Origin of the sequence: Microbacterium sp. SORGH_AS_0862 (genome assembly GCF_030818795.1) — a bacterium.
Lineage (GTDB): Bacteria > Actinomycetota > Actinomycetes > Actinomycetales > Microbacteriaceae > Microbacterium.
Genome location: NZ_JAUTAY010000001.1, coordinates 514,329 through 530,683 on the forward strand (window position 1 = coordinate 514,329; position 16,355 = coordinate 530,683).

Genomic DNA, 16,355 nt, shown 5'->3' on the forward strand with positions numbered 1-16,355 from the left:
GTGGGCGGCGGGTGCCGTCCCGATCAGTGCTCTTCAGCGACAGCGAGCTGGATGTAGACCGCGGTCAGGATGGTGAAGACGTATGCCTGGAGGAAGGCCACCAGGATCTCGAAGAGGGTGAAGGCGAAGCCGAAGGCGAGTGTTCCGGCGCCGAGCAGCGTCCAGAATCCGCTGAGCCCGAAGACGAAGAACTGCGTCGCGGCGAAGAACAGCACGAGCATGAGGTGTCCGACGATCATGTTCATCAGCAGACGCAGGGTGAGCGTCACCGGCCGGATGATGAAGGTCGACAGGAACTCGAGCGGGATGATGATGATGTACAGCGGCCACGGCACGCCCGAAGGCATCAGAGAGTTCTTGAAGAACTTGCCGGGGCTCTTCTTGACACCTGCGTAGATGAAGGTGACATACGCCACGACGGCGAGCAGCAGCGGAACCGCGATGACGCTCGTACCGGCGATGTTCAGACCCGGGATGATGCCCGTGATGTTCATGAACAGGACCATGAAGAAGATGGTCGTGAGAATCGGCAGGAAGCGGTTGCCGTCCTTGCGGCCCAGCAGGTCGTGCGCGATGTTGACGCGGACGAAATCGAGCCCCATCTCCACGACGCTCTGGAAGCGGGTGGGGATCAGACGCATCCGTCGCGTACCGACCAGGAACAGCACGACGAGCACGACGGTGGCCAGGATCTGGATCAGGTTGATCCGCGTGATCGCGAAGGGCGATCCCTCGAAGAGGATCGCATCCGGGAAGAATTCCCAGATGGAGGGCGCATGGAACTCGGGGCCGGATTCCTCGGCGGAAACGATCAGGGTCGCAGCTTGACTAAACAGCGCTTGCTCCAACTTCGGGGCACCGGTCTAAACCGTTGCGACGATGGATGATGTACACCGCGCTCGGGCACTCTGGCGCTCGTGGTCGGGTGCCGGAACAGCCTATCAAACTCCCAGGGTCGCCAGTCACATCGACCCCGACGGGCGGGCGTCATCGGTGCGATCCCCCTCTTCCGGGTCGGTGGGCAGTGTGGTGTCCGAGACGTGCGGCAGCCGGCGGCGCATGAGCACGACGACATCGACCACGAGCGAGGCGATGACGCTCACCACCAGAGCCACGAAGAAGACGCCCGGCACGATCCAGGCCGCCCCGCGCAGCGTGAGCATGACCAGCACGAACACGACCAGCTTGAGGATCCACCCGCCCAGGACGATGCCGAAGAAGATCGGCACGTACAGCGGGTCGCCGAACCAGCGGTTGGCGATGAGGATGCTGCCGGCGGTGATCCCGAGGAAGACGGCGGAGATCAGCACGCCGACCAGCGCGCTGATCAGTCCCTCGACGCCGGCGACGAGCAGTCCCCCGACGGCTCCGGCGACCAGCAGGACGCCGATCACCGCCGCGAACCACAGCAGGGCGGTGCGCAGGAAGGGCGTACTGGAGACGGGGGTGGGGGCATTCATGGAGTTTCCTCGGCGATCTCGTCGGGGGCTGTGGTGGATCTCGAACGGCGGGCGGGCAGGAAGGTGACGACGAGGCAGGCGGCGACGCCGACCACGCCGAAGGCCACTCCGATCCAGTACTGGCCGAACCAGTCCTCACGGGTGGCGATGTACATCAGCAGGAAAGTGATCCCGATGATCGCCGTCCACGCGTAGAAGATGAGCACGGCATCGCGGTCGGAATGGCCCATGTCGAGCATCCGATGGTGCAGGTGCTTGCGATCGGGTGAGAACGGTGACTTGCCCGCCCGCATCCGGCGGAACACGGCGGACCCGAAGTCCAGCAGCGGCAGGATGACGACGGCGATGGGCAGCAGGATCGGGATGAAGGCACCCAGCAGCTGCGATCGACCCAGCTGGTCGGGATCCAACGCGGCCGGAGGCAGGTTGCCGGTGATCGAGACAGCGGAGGTCGCCATGAGCAGTCCGAGCATCAGGGCGCCCGAGTCGCCCATGAACATCTTCGCGCGGTGCCAGTTGAACGGCAGGAAACCCGCGCACGCGCCGATGAGGACGACGGCGATGAAGGAAGACAGATTGAAGTAGGTGCTGGCACCGACATCGCGGGTGAGGACGTACGCGTAGACGAAGAAGATGCCGTTGGCGATCAGACACACCCCCGCCACGAGACCGTCCAGTCCGTCGATGAAGTTGACCGCGTTCATCACGATGACGATCGAGAACACCGTGAGCACGATGCTCATCCAGCTCGAGCCCACGGTGACCCCGCCGATCGGCAAGGCGTAGATCTGGATGTGCCCGAACCAGGCGATGATGCCCGCCGCGACGAACTGGGCACCGAGCTTGATCATCCAGTCGAGGTCCCAGAGGTCGTCCGCGATGCCGACGAGCACGATCAACAGCGTCGCGGCAAGGATCGAGAGGATCGGCCACGGGTCGATCCAGAAGATCGAGAAGAACGGGTTCGTGGAGGAGATGGCGAAGGCCGCAAGCACCCCGAGGAACATCGCGATCCCGCCCAGGCGCGGCGTCGGGCGGGTGTGGACATCGCGTTCGCGGATCGCCGGGTGGAGCTTGTACCGGATGGCGACACGCCAGACCGTCCACGACAGCGCCGCCGTGATGAGCGCCGTGACGACGGCGATCAGCAGGTACTGCGTCACGCGGAGTCGCCCGCGCCCTCATCCGGCTCCGGCTCCGGCTCGAGCCGGTCGCCCAGCACCGCCAGGATCTCGGAGCGGTCGACGGCTCCGTAGCGGAGGATGCGGGCGTGTCCCATGCCGCCGAACGCGAGCGGCGTCGCATCGATGATGGTCGAAGGCACGCCGCGATCACTCGCACCGTCGTCGAGGTACACCGACACGCTGTCACCGAGCATCTCGAACGCGCCGTGCGCGTCGATCGCGGCGGGCTTGCCGGTGAGGTTCGCGCTCGAGACGGCCAGCGGACCGGTCTCCTCGAGCAGCTCCAGGGCGAGCCGGTGCGCCGGCATCCGAACGGCCACCGTGCCGCGGGTCTCCCCCAGGTCCCAGGACAGCGAGGGCTGAGCGGGCAGCACGACAGTGAGCCCGCCCGGCCAATGCGCCTCGACCAGGCGTTCGATGGGCTCGGGCAGGTCGCTCACGAGCGCACGCACGGTCGACAGGCCTGCGACGAGCACGGGCGGAGGCTGCTGGCGTCCCCGGCCCTTCGCCGCGAGCAACGCAGCGACCGCGGAGGGGCTGAACGCGTCAGCGGCGACGCCGTAGACGGTGTCGGTGGGCAGGACGACGAGCTCGCCGCGTGCGATCGCCTGGCGGGCTGCGCGCATACCGGCCAGGAGCTGCGACTCGTCGCGGCAGTCGTAGAGAGGGGACATGTCGGCTCCATTCTACGTGCGAGGCGGCCGCCTGCCGGGGAGTGCGGCGGCGCTCACGTCACGGGATCAGGGTCGGATCGCGGTGGTGGCGCGGTCACGCAGCGTGAGGTCGGGGTGCGTGGCGGCCGATCGCCACCCCGCCGTGGTCAAGACCTCGCGGACCGACGCTCCCTGCACCTCGGCGTGCTCGATGACGATCGTGCCCCCCGGGTGCAGCAGCCGCAGGCCGACCTGGGCGAGCACACGCACGACGTCGAGGCCGTCCTCGCCGCCGTACAGCGCCTGCGGCGGATCGTAGAGGCGGACCTCCGGGTCGCGCGGAATCGCCTCAGCGGGGACATACGGCGGGTTGGACACCAGGACCGAGACGCTCTGGTCGAGATCGCCGAACGCGTCCGACAGGTCGGCGAAGACGAGCCGAGCGTTCGGCGCGTTCACTCGCGCGAAGTTCTCCTTGGCCCAGATGTAGGCGTCGACGGAGTTCTCCGCGGCGTGCACCCGCGCATGCGGCACCTCGGTCGCCATCGACAGCGCGATCGCGCCGGAACCGGTCCCGAGATCGACCGCGACCGGCTCGGGCGATGCACTGGCACGCAGGGCGTCGATGGCCAGCTGGGCGACCATCTCGGTCTCGGGGCGCGGCACGAAGACGCCCCGACCGACGGAGAGCTCCAGATGCCGGAACGGCGCCACGCCCGTCAGATGCTGCAGCGGCTCGCGTGCCGCACGGCGCTCCACGAGACGCGTGAGGCGCTCGCGCGCGGCGGTGTCGAGCTCGGCTGCGCGAATGGCCGCAGCTTGCACCTCCCCGCGACCGATCCCCAGCACGTGTGCCAGGAGCAGCTCGGCATCGACGCGCGGGTCGACGATGCCGGCACGGGCGAAGCGCGCCGAGACGTCGCCGAGGACGACGTCGATCCGCGATGTCGCGGACGCGTGGACATCCTGGTCGGAAGGCGTGGAAGGGCACATGGGCCCGCCCAGCCTACCCGCTGCGTCATACTCGGCCTCCGGCGGGATTGCTCCCCTAGGCTGGGCGCACCTCGTCCCCGACTCGAAAGGTCGCGTCATGCCCGGCATCCACTCCGACATCACCTCCGCGTTCGGCGAGACGCCTCTCGTGCGTCTGAACCGCGTGACGGAGGGCGTCGACGGCGTCGTCCTGGCCAAGCTCGAGTTCTACAACCCCGCCTCCAGCGTGAAGGACCGTCTCGGGATCGCGATCGTCGACGCCGCGGAGGCGTCCGGCGAGCTCAAGCCGGGCGGCACGATCGTGGAGTCCACGAGCGGCAACACCGGCATCGCCCTCGCAATGGTGGGAGCCGCCCGCGGGTACCGCGTCATCCTCACCATGCCCGCATCGATGTCGAAGGAGCGCCGCATCCTGCTGAAGGCCTTCGGCGCCGAGCTCGTGCTCACCGACCCGACGAAGGGCATGTCGTTCGCGGTCGACGAGGCCAAGCGCATCGTCGCCGAGACGCCCGGCGCCGTCTGGGCCCGTCAGTTCGAGAACGAGGCGAATCCCGCCATCCACCGTCGCACCACCGCCGAGGAGATCCTGCGCGACACCGACGGCAAGGTCGACTACTTCGTCGCGGGCATCGGCACGGGCGGCACGATCACGGGTGTCGGCGAGGTGCTGAAGGAGCGCGTGCCGGACGTGAAGATCGTCGCCGTCGAGCCCGCCGACTCCCCCATCCTCACCAAGGGACACCCGGGACCGCACAAGATCCAGGGCATCGGGCCGAACTTCGTCCCCGCCATCCTGAACCGCGACATCATCGACGAGGTCATCGACGTCGAGTTCGACGACGCGATCCGCGTCGCTCGGGAGACCGCCGCCAAGGACGGCGTGCTCGTGGGCATGTCCAGCGGCGCCGCGATCTGGGCGGCTCTCCAGATCGCCGCGCGCCCCGAGGCAGCGGGCAAGAACATCGTCGTCATCATCCCGTCGGCGGGCGAGCGCTACCTCACGACCGCTCTGTTCGAAGACCTCCGCGAGGACTGATGCCGGTCGCCGTGATTCGCCGCATCCGGGAGGACATCGCCGCCGCACGGATGCGGGACCCCGCTGCGCGCGGCGGGGTGGAGATCGCCCTGCTGTACCCGGGTCTCCACGCGATCTGGGCACATCGCGTCTGGCACGCGCTGTGGCGTCGGCGCGTGCGTTTCATCGCGCGGGCGGGTTCGCAGGTGACGCGATGGCTCACCGGCATCGAGATCCATCCCGGCGCGCGCATCGGGCGCCGCTTCTTCATCGATCACGGCATGGGCGTCGTCATCGGTGAGACGGCGGAGGTCGGCGACGACGTCATGCTCTACCACGGCGTCACCCTCGGCGGCCGCCAGCGCGAAGGCGGCAAGCGGCACCCGACGCTCGGCAACGGTGTCGCGGTCGGCGCGGGCGCCAAGATCCTGGGGCCCGTGCACATCGGCGCGCACAGCGTCGTCGGGGCCAACGCGGTGGTCACGCGCGACGCCCCCGCCGACAGCGTGCTGGTCGGCGTGCCCGCGAAGGCTCGCCCCCGTGGGCGCAACGAGGACACCCGCGCGCTGCTGACCGCACCCGAGTACTCGATCTAGCCCGCGACGTCTGCACGAAAAGCTCGGGCTTCGGCGCCGCATCCGCCCCACCAGGGCACTCCCGCACCACTGGTCGTGCACACGTCGCGGCACCGTACGCTCGGAGGATGAGCGAGCTGCACGAGCTGTCCCTCGTCGAGCTGGCGCGGATGCTGCGCGGCGGTGATCTGGACCCGCTCGAGGTCACCAGACACTACCTGTCGCGCATCGCGGCGCACGCGGAGCTGGGTGCGTTCGCGGAGGTCACCGGCGAGGCTGCGCTCGAGCGTGCGGAACGACTCTCCCGCACCACGGCGCGCGGCCCCCTTTACGGGATCCCCCACGCGGACAAGGACCTCGTGGCGCGGGCGGGCGTCCCCACGCGCTACGGCTCCCGCGCCCGCGCGGATCACACCCCGGCAGTGTCCGACCCGCTGGCGCTCGCCCTCGACGCCGCGGGCGTCGTGAACGTCGGCAAGACGGCGACGAGCGAGTTCGGTCTGACGGGCTACACGGAGCCGCGGACCGGCTCCCCGGCGCGCGATCCCTGGGACACGGCCAACGGCGCGGGCGGCTCGAGCGGCGGCGCGGCCGTCGCCGTCGCCGCGGGTCTGCTGCCGGCCGCCGTGGGCTCCGACGGCGGCGGCTCGATCCGCATCCCTGCGGCGACCGTGGGCGTCGTCGGACTCAAGCCGTCGCGCGGCCGCCTGCCCATCGGATCGGGTCTGGACTCCCCCGATCAGCTGGCCGTCACCGGTCCCCTGGCGCGCACGGTCGCCGATGCCGCCTACCTGTTCGACGTCCTGGCGGGACTCGCGCCGTACCCGTACGCGACCACAGCCCCCGGAACGGGCAGCCTCCTCGACGCCGTGCGACGGATGCCGCAGCCGGCCCGGATCGGCGTCACCACGGTCTCCCCGTGGGACGGCGATGAGGACATCCGCCTGGATCCCGACGCACGCGAGGCTCTCGAGCGCGCCGCATCCTGGCTCGCCGGCGACGGGCATCACGTCGAGGACGCCCTGTGGCGCCCGCGCGGATACCCGGACATGTTCCGCCGACTGTGGCGGGTCAGCGCCGCGCGCATCCCGCTCTCGGACGCCGACCGCGATCTCGTCGAACCGCTGACCGCGTGGCTCGTGCAGGAGGGGCGTGCACTTTCGGGCATCGAGGCGCTGGAGACGCTGAGCGCCGCCCGGGCGTTCGAACGTCAGACCGTCGCCGCCTTCGCGCCCTACGACGCCGTCCTGATGCCCGCCCTCGCACAGACGCCGCGTCCGATCGGCTGGTACGACGGGCACGACCCGCTCCGAACCTTCGCCCTGCAGGTGGAGTACGCGCCGTACTCGAGCTTCGTCAACGTCGCCGGGCTGCCGGCGGTGACACTGCCCGTGGGGGTCGCCGCGTCGGGGCACCCGGTGTCGGTACAGCTGGTCGGACGGCCCGGTGGCGAGGCCGCGATCCTGTCGCTGGCGACGCAGCTCGAAGAGCACCGCGGCACGCCGGCGCATCCGCCCGCCTGGTGACGAAGGGCGCTCACTCCCCCGCGAGCGCCGCCAGTCGTGCCTCTTCGTCCGCCGCGATGGCGGAGTCGATGATGGGCCCCAGCGCACCGTCCATGACCTGGTCGAGGTTGTAGGCCTTGTAGCCGGTGCGGTGGTCGGCGATGCGGTTCTCGGGGAAGTTGTACGTGCGGATGCGCTCGGAGCGGTCCATGCCCCGGATCTGCGAGCGGCGGGCGTCCGATGCGGCGGCGTCCCGCTCCTCCTGCTGCTTGGCGAGCAGGCGGGCGCGCAGCACACGCATCGCCGCCTCGCGGTTCTGCAGCTGGCTCTTCTCGTTCTGCATCGAGACGACGATGCCGGTGGGCACGTGGGTGATGCGCACGGCCGAGTCCGTGGTGTTGACCGACTGACCGCCGGGGCCGGACGAGCGGAAGACGTCGATCTTCAGATCGTTCTGATCGATCTGGATCTCCTCCGGCTCGTCGACCTCCGGGAAGACGAGGACACCCGTCGTCGACGTGTGGATGCGGCCCTGCGACTCGGTCGCGGGCACTCGCTGCACGCGGTGCACGCCGCCCTCGTACTTGAGGTGAGCCCAGACACCGGCCGCGGGGTCGGTACTGGCGCCCTTGATCGCCACCTGGACGTCCTTGTAGCCGCCCAGGTCCGATTCGTTGCGCTCGAGCAGTTCGGTCTTCCACCCCTGCGATGCCGCATACTGCACGTACATGCGCAACAGGTCTGCCGCGAACAGCGCGCTCTCGGCGCCGCCTTCGCCGGCCTTGATCTCCATGATCACGTCACGTGCGTCGTCGGGGTCGCGCGGGATGAGCAGGCGCCGCAGCCGCTCCTGGGCGGCGTCGCGCTGCTCCTCGAGCGCGGGGACCTCATCGGCGAACGCCGCGTCCTCGCCCGCGAGCTCACGGGCGGCCGCGAGGTCGTCCACGGCCCCCTGCCACGCCTCGTACGCGTGCACGATGCGGGAGAGTTCGGCGTAGCGCCGGTTCACCCGCTTCGCGCGCGCGGCGTCGGCGTGCACGGCGGGGTCGGAGAGCTCCTCCTGGACCGCTCTGTGCTCGTCGAGGAGCCCGCGGACGGACTCGAACATGCCGGAATCGGACACGGCCGACAGGATCAGCGGATGTTGTTCTCGTGGCCGTGCGAGTGCCCGCCCGAGGCCGGAGCCGGGATGGACTTCTGCATCTGCACGAGGAACTCGACGTTCGAGGAGGTCTCCTTGAGCTTGCCGAGCACGACCTCGAGGGCCTGCTGCGGGTCGAGGCCCGCCAGCGCACGCCGCAGCTTCCAGGTGATCTTGACCTCGTCCGCCGACAGCAGCATCTCTTCGCGACGCGTGCTGGACGCGTTCACGTCGACCGCGGGGAAGATGCGCTTGTCGGCGAGCTGACGGCTCAACCGCAGCTCGCTGTTGCCGGTGCCCTTGAACTCCTCGAAGATGACGTCGTCCATCTTGGAGCCCGTCTCTACCAGCGCGGTCGCGAGGATCGTGAGCGAGCCGCCGTTCTCGATGTTGCGCGCGGCGCCGAAGAAGCGCTTGGGCGGGTAGAGGGCCGCGGCGTCGACACCGCCGGAGAGCACGCGCCCGCTCGTGGGCGCCGACACGTTGTACGCGCGACCCAGGCGGGTGATCGAGTCGAGCAGGACGACGACGTCGCGACCGAGCTCCACGAGGCGCTTGGCGCGCTCGATGGCGAGCTCGGCGACCGTGGTGTGATCTTCTGCCGGACGGTCGAAGGTCGAAGCGATGACCTCGCCCTTCACCGTGCGCTGCATGTCGGTGACCTCTTCGGGGCGCTCGTCCACGAGCACGACCATGAGGTGGACCTCGGGGTTGTTGTGCGCGATCGCGTTGGCGATCTGCTGCAGCACGATCGTCTTTCCGGCCTTCGGCGGCGCGACGATGAGGCCGCGCTGGCCCTTGCCGATGGGAGCGACGAGATCGATGATGCGCTGCGTCAGCTTCTCGGGCGCGGTCTCCAGGCGCAGACGCTCCTGCGGGTAGAGCGGGGTGAGCTTGCCGAACTCGACGCGCTCGGCCGCATCCTCGACCGAGAGGCCGTTGATCGCGTCGACCTTGACGAGCGCGTTGTACTTCTGACGGCCCGACTGCTCGCCCTCGCGGGGCTGCTTGATCGCGCCGACGACCGCGTCGCCCTTGCGGAGGTTGTACTTCTTGACCTGGCCGAGCGAGACGTACACATCGCTCGCACCCGGCAGGTAGCCGGTCGTGCGGACGAACGCGTAGTTGTCGAGCACGTCGAGCACACCGGCGATCGGGATGAGGACGTCGTCCTCGCCGATCTCGGTCTCGAACTCGTCGCCCTGGCCCTGGCCACGGCGCTTGTTGCGCTGGCGGCCGCGACCGGACTGCTGCTCGTCGTCCTCCGCGGCGGGAGCGGCGGTCTGGCCCTGGTTCTGCTGGCCGTTCTGGCCGGCTGCACCCTGAGCGTTCTCGCGACGGTTGCGGTTGCGGCTACGGCTACGGCTACGGCTGCGGCCGCTCTGCTCACCCTCGGCGTTCTCCTCGCCGGAGGCATCGGAGGCCTTCTCGCCGGAGGTTTCGGCGACGGGCGCCGTGTCGGCTGCCTCGGCAGGCACGAGCGCGGTCTCGGTCTCGGTCGATGTCGCATCCGTCGACGCGACATCGGTGGCAGCGGCTTCCGCCGCCGGCGGCTCGGCAGCGGCCTCCGCCGTCTCGGCCGGTGCCTCTTCCGGAGCTGCTGCAGACTTGCGAGCCCGACGCGGGGCCTTCTTGGCCGGAGCCTTCGTGACGGGCGCCTCTTCGGCGGCTGCCGCGTCATCCGCGGCGGGGGCGGCGTCGGCGGGTGCCTCGGCGGCCGGAGCCTCGGCGGCGGCAGGTGCCTCCTCGGCGACCTCACCAGCGGCAGCGGCGTCCGCGGCGGGGGCCTCTGCGCTCTTGGCTCGACGGGGCGCGCGCTTGCGCGGCGCCTTCGCCGGAGCCTCGGATGCCGCAGCCTCGGCTGCAGGCGCGTCGGATGCCGGAGCCTCGGCTGCGGGGACGGCCTCGGCGACGTTGGCGTCGACGTTGGCGTCGGTGGACTGGATCTCGGAGATGGACTCCACGAGTACTCCCTTGATGAAACGTGTGTCAGCGCGTGACCGCACAGAAGGCCCAACAGACAGGCATCCGTCTACACCCAGCGCATGCTCGGGATACGCGCGACCACATCGCGGGGATGTGGCGCGGGTATGAGTGCAGGGGTCACGCGGCCGGTTCGCAGATTGCGACGGAGGCCAGATTCACGTCAGTGACGTGGCACCCTCCGCGTTGTCCCTCACTGTACCACCCTTGAAGTCGACCGCGAGCATGAGCGCCTCCCACGGAGTGTCCGCGTGCGAGGCCACCAGCTGAGCGGCTTCCAGACGACGTCCGGGACCGTCGGCGAGCACGAGGACGGAGGGCCCCGCCCCGGAGACGACCGCCGCGAATCCCTCCCGACGCAGCGCCTGCACGAGGCGGTCCGTCTCCGGCATCGCTGCCGCACGATAGCTCTGGTGCAGCTTGTCCTCGGTGGCGGCCATGAGCAGCTCGGGGCTCTGCGTCAGCGCCGCGATCAGCAGCGCCGAGCGCGAGACGTTGAACACCGCGTCCGCGCGCGAGAACTGATCGGGCTGGAGACCGCGCGCGACCGAGGTCGACATCGTGAACTCGGGCACGAAGACGATCGGGGACACACCGCGGTGCACGAGCAGCTTCTTGTGCTGCGGACCGTTCTCGTCGACCCACGCGATCGTGAGACCCCCGAAGAGGGCGGGCGCGACGTTGTCGGGGTGGCCCTCGAGCTCCGTGGCGAGCCGCAGCAGCGTGTCGGCGTCGAGATCCGCCTCACCCTCGAGCAGTCCCTTGGCGGCCAAGAGCCCGGAGACGACGGCGGCGCCGGAGGAGCCCATCCCCCGTCCGTGCGGAATGACGTTGCGTGCGCGCAGGCGCAGGCCCGGCATGGGCAGACCCGCATCCGCGAAGGCGTAGGCGATGGCACGCACCACGAGATGCGACGCGTCGCGCGGGACCTGGTCGGCGCCGGCGCCGTCGACCTCGATCTCCAGCAGGCCCGGTTCGAGGGCCTCGACCTCGAGCTCGTCGTAGACGCTCAGCGCCAGCCCGAGCGTGTCGAAGCCGGGACCGAGGTTGGCACTCGTGGCGGGCACGCGCACCGTCACCGCGCGGCCCACGGCGATCGTCATTGAGAGCCCTGCGGGGCGAGCTCCAGCACCGAGGCGACCTCCGAGACGGAGTTGTCGACGACGGTGGGAGCGACCTCGCCGCCGGATGCGTCGCGCAAGGCCCACTGCGGATCCTTGAGACCGTGACCGGTGACGGTGAGCACCACGCGGGCACCCGCCGGGATGACTCCGGCTTCCGCGCGGTCGAGGAGACCCGCGACGGAGATCGCGGAGGCCGGCTCGACGAAGACGCCGACCGTCTCGCTCAGCAGCTTCTGCGCGGCGAGGATGCGGTCGTCCTCGATGGCGCCGAACCAACCGTCCGTGGCGTCGCGCGCCTCGAGGGCGAACTGCCAGGACGCGGGGTTCCCGATGCGGATGGCACTGGCCACCGTCTCGGGGTTTTTGACGACCTCGCCGCGCACGAGCGGGGCGGAGCCCGCGGCCTGGAGTCCGAACATCCGCGGAACCTTGGTGGAGGCGCCGCGTTCGGCCTCCTCGGTGTAGCCGCGCGTGTAGGCGGTGTAGTTGCCCGCGTTGCCGACGGGCACGATGTGGAAGTCGGGGGCGTCGCCCAGCTGGGAGACGACCTCATAGGCGGCGGACCATAGGCGGCGGTCTTCTGACCGTCGATGCGGTCCGGGTTGACCGAGTTCACGAGGTGCACCGGGTAGTTCGCGGCGAGCTCGCGGGCGATCTCGAGGCAGTCGTCGAAGTTGCCGCGGATCTGGATGAGCTTGCCGCCATGCGCAACGGCCTGGCTGAGCTTGCCCATCGCGATCTTGCCCTCGGGCACGAGCACGGCGGCGGTGATGCCGGCGTGCGCGGCGTAGGCGGCGGCCGACGCCGAGGTGTTGCCCGTCGACGCGCAGATCACGGCCTTGGCCCCGTGCTCGACGGCGCGCGAGAGCGCCACCGTCATGCCGCGGTCCTTGAACGAGCCGGTCGGGTTCATGCCCTCGAACTTGACCCAGACCTCGGCACCGGTGCGGTGCGACAGAGCCGGTGCCGGGATGAGCGGGGTGCCGCCCTCGCCGAGGGTGACCACCGTGGAGGCGTCGGTCACGCCGAGGCGGTCGGCGTACTCGCGGAGGACTCCGCGCCAGAGGTGTGCCATGTCAGTCTCCTTCTACCCGCAGGACCGAGACGACCCGCTCGACGACGTCGCTGTCCGCGAGTCGATCGACCGTGTCGCTGAGATCCTGCTCGCGTGCTTTGTGCGTTCCGATGACCAGGCGCGCCCGGCCCGAGTCTGCGCCGTTGTCGGCGATGACCGTCTGCTCGACCGTCGCGATCGAGACGTGCCCGTCGCTCAGGGTCCCGGCGATGTGGGCGAGCACGCCCGCCTGGTCGCTGACCTCGAGCGTGATCTGGTAGCGCGTCTGCGCGTGGCCGATCGGCAGGACGGGCAGGTTCGCGCGCGTGGACTCCCCCACACCCACGCCGCCCGCGATGTGGCGACGTGCCGCCGAGACGACGTCGCCCAGCACGGCGGATGCGGTCTGCACGCCGCCCGCGCCGGCACCGTAGAACATGAGCGAACCGGCCGCCTCCGCCTCGACGAAGACGGCGTTGTTGGCGCCGTGGACGCTGGCGAGGGGGTGCGAGCGAGGCACCAGCGCCGGGTACACCCGCACCGAGATCGCCTCGCCGGTGGGCGAGTCCTGTCCGGTCAGCCGCTCGCAGACAGCGAGCAGCTTGATGACGTAGCCGGCGTGACGCGCCGCATCCATCATCTGCGTCGTGATCTCCGTGATGCCCTCGCGGTGGACGGACTCGAGCGGAACGGCCGTGTGGAAGGCGAGCGAGGCGAGGATGGCGGCCTTCTGCGCCGCGTCGTAGCCTTCCACGTCGGCCGTCGGGTCGGCCTCTGCGTAGCCGAGCGCCTGCGCCTGCGCCAGGACATCCGCGAACTCCGCACCCTCGGTGTCCATCCGGTCGAGGATGTAGTTCGTCGTCCCGTTGACGATGCCCATGATGCGCTGCACACGGTCGCCGGCGAGCGAGTCGCGCAGCGGGCGGATGATCGGGATGGCGCCGGCCGCGGCCGCCTCGTAGTAGACCTGCGCCCCGACCTGGTCGGCGGCGTCGAAGATCTCGGAGCCGTAGGTCGCCAGCAGGGCCTTGTTCGCCGTCACGACGTCCGCGCCGGAATTGATCGCCTGCAGCAGATGGGTCCTCGCCGGCTCGATGCCGCCGATGAGCTCGATCACGATGTCGGCGCCGACGATCAGCGACTCGGCGTCTGTCGTGAAGAGCTCCTGCGGAAGATCCACATCGCGCGGGGCGTCGACGTCGCGCACGGCGATGCCGGCGAGCTGGAGGCTGGCTCCCGCGCGGTCCGCGAGCTCGTCACCGTGCTTGAGCAGGAGAGCTGCGACCTGCGACCCGACGGCGCCGGCTCCCAGCAGAGCGACCCGGAGGTGGCGATGGTCGATCATGAATCACCTTTCTGCGCGAGGACGGCGTCGCGGGCGAGGAGGTCGTCGACCGTCTCGCCGCGCACGATGACACGCGCCTCGGCGTCACGTACCGCGACCACCGGGGGACGCGGCATGTAGTTGTAGTTGCTCGACAGCGAGAAGCAGTACGCGCCGGTGGCCGGCACCGCGAGCAGGTCGCCCGGGGCGACGTCGGCGGGGAGATACTCGGCGTTGACGACGATGTCGCCCGACTCGCAGTGCGAGCCGACCACCCGCACGAGGGCGGGTGCCGCATCGCTCACTCGGGAGGCGATACGCGCGGAGTAGTCGGCGCCGTAGAGCGCCGGACGGGCGTTGTCGCTCATCCCGCCGTCGACACTGACGTAGGTGCGCACGAGACCGTCGCCGAGGGCGACGGGCTTGACCGTGCCGATCTCGTACAGCGTGACACCGGCCGTTCCGACGATCGCTCGTCCCGGCTCGAACACGAGGGTCGGCACGGGCACGTCCAGGCGCGCGCAGGTGGCGGCGACCGCGTCCACGATGGCGTCGGCGAGCTCCTCGATCACTGCGGGCTGCTGGTCGCGCGTGTAGGCGATGCCGAAACCGCCGCCGAGGTTGAGCACGTCCAGACCGCCCAGCTCCGCGTGGAGGGCGACAAGACGCTCAGCGGATGCGGCGAAGCCCTCCGACCCGAAGATCTGGGATCCGATGTGGCAGTGCAATCCGACCAGCTCGACGCCGGGGATGGCGCGCAGGAGGGCCGCCGCCTCGCGCGCACCGCCGAGGGAGAAGCCGAACTTCTGGTCTTCATGCGCCGTGGCGAGGAAGTCGTGGGTCTCGGCGTGGATCCCGGTGTTGACGCGGATCAGCACGGGCTGCCGACGGGAGGCACCATCGGTCACCGACGCGAGGCGCACGATCTCGTCGACGCTGTCCACGACGATCGTCCCGACCCCGATCTCGACGGCCCGCGCCAGCTCTCTCGCGGACTTGTTGTTGCCGTGCAGGCCGAGCAGCGCCGGATCAGCGCCCGCGGCCGACGCCACAGCGAGCTCGCCGGGGCTCGCGACGTCGATGCGCAGCCCCTCCTCGAGCACCCACCGGGCCACGGCCGCGGAGAGGAACGCCTTGCCCGCGTAGTAGACGCGCGCTTCGGCACCGTACCGGGCCGCCGCCTGCCGGAAAGCGGCGAGGATTCGACGGGCGCGGCCCCGCACCTCGTCCTCGTCGAGGACATAGAGCGGAGTGCCGAAGCGTGCGGCGAGCTCGCCCGCATCCACTCCACCGATCTGCAGACGGCCGTCGCGACGCGACGCGGATCCGGGCCACACGACCGGCGCGAGATCGTTCGCGTCGTCCGGCACGGGGAGCCACTCTTCGGCGGCAGCGCGGTCGTGCGAGGAGGACACTACGAGACCCAATCGGTGGTGAAGGGCGGCGGGATTCTCAGCGGCGGCGGAGCCGTCACGACACCCCGACGCGAGTCCCTTGAAGTCTAGGGCACCGCCTATGCCGCTCCCGCCATGCGTCAGGCGCAGCTGCCCTTCTCCCGCGCACCGGCATCGGTGAGCAGCTCACCCGCGATGTCGAAGTCGGCGGCGAGCCGATCACCCTGCACCGCGACCCGGCTCAGGGTGAGCCCGCGGGGCAGGTACTGCGCGACGCGCACCCGATACCCGGCGAGGAGAGGGTCGGCGACGGAGCCGAACTGCGCGCGCAGGCCGTCCGCGGTCACCTCCGCGCCGGCGACGCTCAGCGACACCGGGGTGAGCACGAGCTGCCCGTCCGCGGAAGACGGGGTGAGCGCGACGTCCACCGGCACCGCGAGGCCGAACACCGACAGCTGTGTCGACGCGCTCACATCGGGCTGCGCGATCGTGAGGCCGTCGACGGACACCGGCGCCGCCTCGGCCAGCAGCGGGCGGAGCTGCTCGGCATCCAGCGATACCGTCGCCTCGCCGGAGCCCAGCGTGAAAGGTGCGCGGATGCCGAGATCGCGGAGGGTCACCGACACGTCGCCGGTGAAGTCCCCGATCGTCACGTCGTCGGCCGAGATGCGCACCTGACCCACCTCGCCCAGCACGAGATCCAGCAGCAGCGAAGGATCGGCGATGTCCACATCGATCTGCTGATCAGTGGCGAGATCGAGCCGCGAGACGAGCTGCTGCTTCACGGCCTTCGTCACGAGGTCGCGCGCCACCCACTCCCCCGCGAAGAACGCGGCGACGATGAGAACCAGAACCACCAGCACCGCGACGAGCCACGGCCACCGGCGGCGTCGGCGCACGGTGCGGGGCGCGTCGTCGTGGTCCTCGAACAGCCCCATCACCTCGCTCAT

Annotated in this window: 14 protein-coding genes and 1 pseudogene; 3 read left to right on the top strand and 12 right to left on the bottom strand. The window is 70.1% G+C overall.

All coding sequences use genetic code 11. The features are described from left to right. Positions 1 to 23: 23 nt before the first annotated feature. The 5 genes from atpB to prmC form a co-directional block, all read right to left on the bottom strand. Positions 24 to 848 carry a F0F1 ATP synthase subunit A gene (gene atpB, locus QE377_RS02475; RefSeq protein ID WP_192900672.1) on the bottom strand — a complete coding sequence of 275 codons (825 nt, stop codon included), beginning with the start codon at positions 846 to 848 and terminating at the stop codon, positions 24 to 26. Between the two features lie 114 nt (positions 849 to 962). Beyond that, positions 963 to 1,460 (bottom strand): hypothetical protein, encoded by a 498-nt coding sequence (locus tag QE377_RS02480; protein WP_307319382.1) that lies wholly within the window; start codon positions 1,458 to 1,460, stop codon positions 963 to 965. Beyond that, complete coding sequence (locus QE377_RS02485; RefSeq protein ID WP_307319385.1) at positions 1,457 to 2,623, bottom strand: MraY family glycosyltransferase; 1,167 nt, start codon at positions 2,621 to 2,623, stop codon at positions 1,457 to 1,459. Before QE377_RS02485 ends, QE377_RS02480 begins: the two co-directional genes overlap by 4 nt. Continuing rightward, entirely contained in the window at positions 2,620 to 3,318 is a 699-nt protein-coding gene (locus QE377_RS02490) for an L-threonylcarbamoyladenylate synthase (protein WP_307319387.1), read from the bottom strand. Before QE377_RS02490 ends, QE377_RS02485 begins: the two co-directional genes overlap by 4 nt. Before the next feature lie 66 nt (positions 3,319 to 3,384). After that, complete coding sequence (gene prmC, locus QE377_RS02495; RefSeq protein WP_307319388.1) at positions 3,385 to 4,290, bottom strand: peptide chain release factor N(5)-glutamine methyltransferase; 906 nt, start codon at positions 4,288 to 4,290, stop codon at positions 3,385 to 3,387. Between the two features lie 97 nt (positions 4,291 to 4,387). Here prmC and cysK point away from each other — a divergent pair, with 97 nt between their 5' ends. The 3 genes from cysK to QE377_RS02510 all read left to right on the top strand — a co-directional run bounded on the left by cysK (position 4,388) and on the right by QE377_RS02510 (position 7,406). Beyond that, entirely contained in the window at positions 4,388 to 5,326 is a 939-nt protein-coding gene (cysK, locus tag QE377_RS02500; protein WP_307319390.1) for a cysteine synthase A, read from the top strand. Then, positions 5,326 to 5,901: a serine O-acetyltransferase EpsC gene (epsC, locus tag QE377_RS02505; protein ID WP_307319392.1), complete on the top strand. Its 576-nt coding sequence runs from the start codon at positions 5,326 to 5,328 to the stop codon at positions 5,899 to 5,901. The genes cysK and epsC overlap by 1 nt, the downstream gene beginning before the upstream one ends. A 107-nt stretch (positions 5,902 to 6,008) precedes the next feature. Further along, the gene (locus QE377_RS02510; RefSeq protein WP_307319394.1) at positions 6,009 to 7,406 is read left to right on the top strand and encodes an amidase; all 1,398 of its coding nucleotides are present in this window, start codon (positions 6,009 to 6,011) and stop codon (positions 7,404 to 7,406) included. Positions 7,407 to 7,416: 10 nt separating this feature from the next. Here the strand turns inward: QE377_RS02510 and prfA are convergent, their stop codons facing one another. The 7 genes and pseudogenes from prfA to QE377_RS02545 all read right to left on the bottom strand — a co-directional run bounded on the left by prfA (position 7,417) and on the right by QE377_RS02545 (position 16,355). Then, positions 7,417 to 8,493, bottom strand: coding sequence for a peptide chain release factor 1 (gene prfA / locus QE377_RS02515; RefSeq protein ID WP_307319397.1), 1,077 nt, complete (start codon positions 8,491 to 8,493; stop codon positions 7,417 to 7,419). A gap of 26 nt (positions 8,494 to 8,519) precedes the next feature. After that, on the bottom strand, positions 8,520 to 10,490 hold the full coding sequence (gene rho, locus QE377_RS02520; protein WP_373459505.1) for a transcription termination factor Rho: 1,971 nt from the start codon (positions 10,488 to 10,490) through the stop codon (positions 8,520 to 8,522). 177 nt (positions 10,491 to 10,667) lie between these two features. After that, positions 10,668 to 11,612: a homoserine kinase gene (gene thrB, locus QE377_RS02525; RefSeq protein WP_307319401.1), complete on the bottom strand. Its 945-nt coding sequence runs from the start codon at positions 11,610 to 11,612 to the stop codon at positions 10,668 to 10,670. Further along, positions 11,609 to 12,708, bottom strand: a pseudogene (thrC, locus tag QE377_RS02530) (threonine synthase). The gene thrB and the pseudogene thrC overlap by 4 nt, the downstream one beginning before the upstream one ends. 1 nt (position 12,709) lies before the next feature. Continuing rightward, on the bottom strand, positions 12,710 to 14,032 hold the full coding sequence (locus tag QE377_RS02535) for a homoserine dehydrogenase (protein ID WP_307319405.1): 1,323 nt from the start codon (positions 14,030 to 14,032) through the stop codon (positions 12,710 to 12,712). Then, positions 14,029 to 15,426 (bottom strand): diaminopimelate decarboxylase, encoded by a 1,398-nt coding sequence (gene lysA, locus QE377_RS02540; protein WP_307319407.1) that lies wholly within the window; start codon positions 15,424 to 15,426, stop codon positions 14,029 to 14,031. Before lysA ends, QE377_RS02535 begins: the two co-directional genes overlap by 4 nt. A 119-nt stretch (positions 15,427 to 15,545) precedes the next feature. After that, complete coding sequence (locus tag QE377_RS02545; RefSeq protein WP_307319410.1) at positions 15,546 to 16,355, bottom strand: DUF2993 domain-containing protein; 810 nt, start codon at positions 16,353 to 16,355, stop codon at positions 15,546 to 15,548.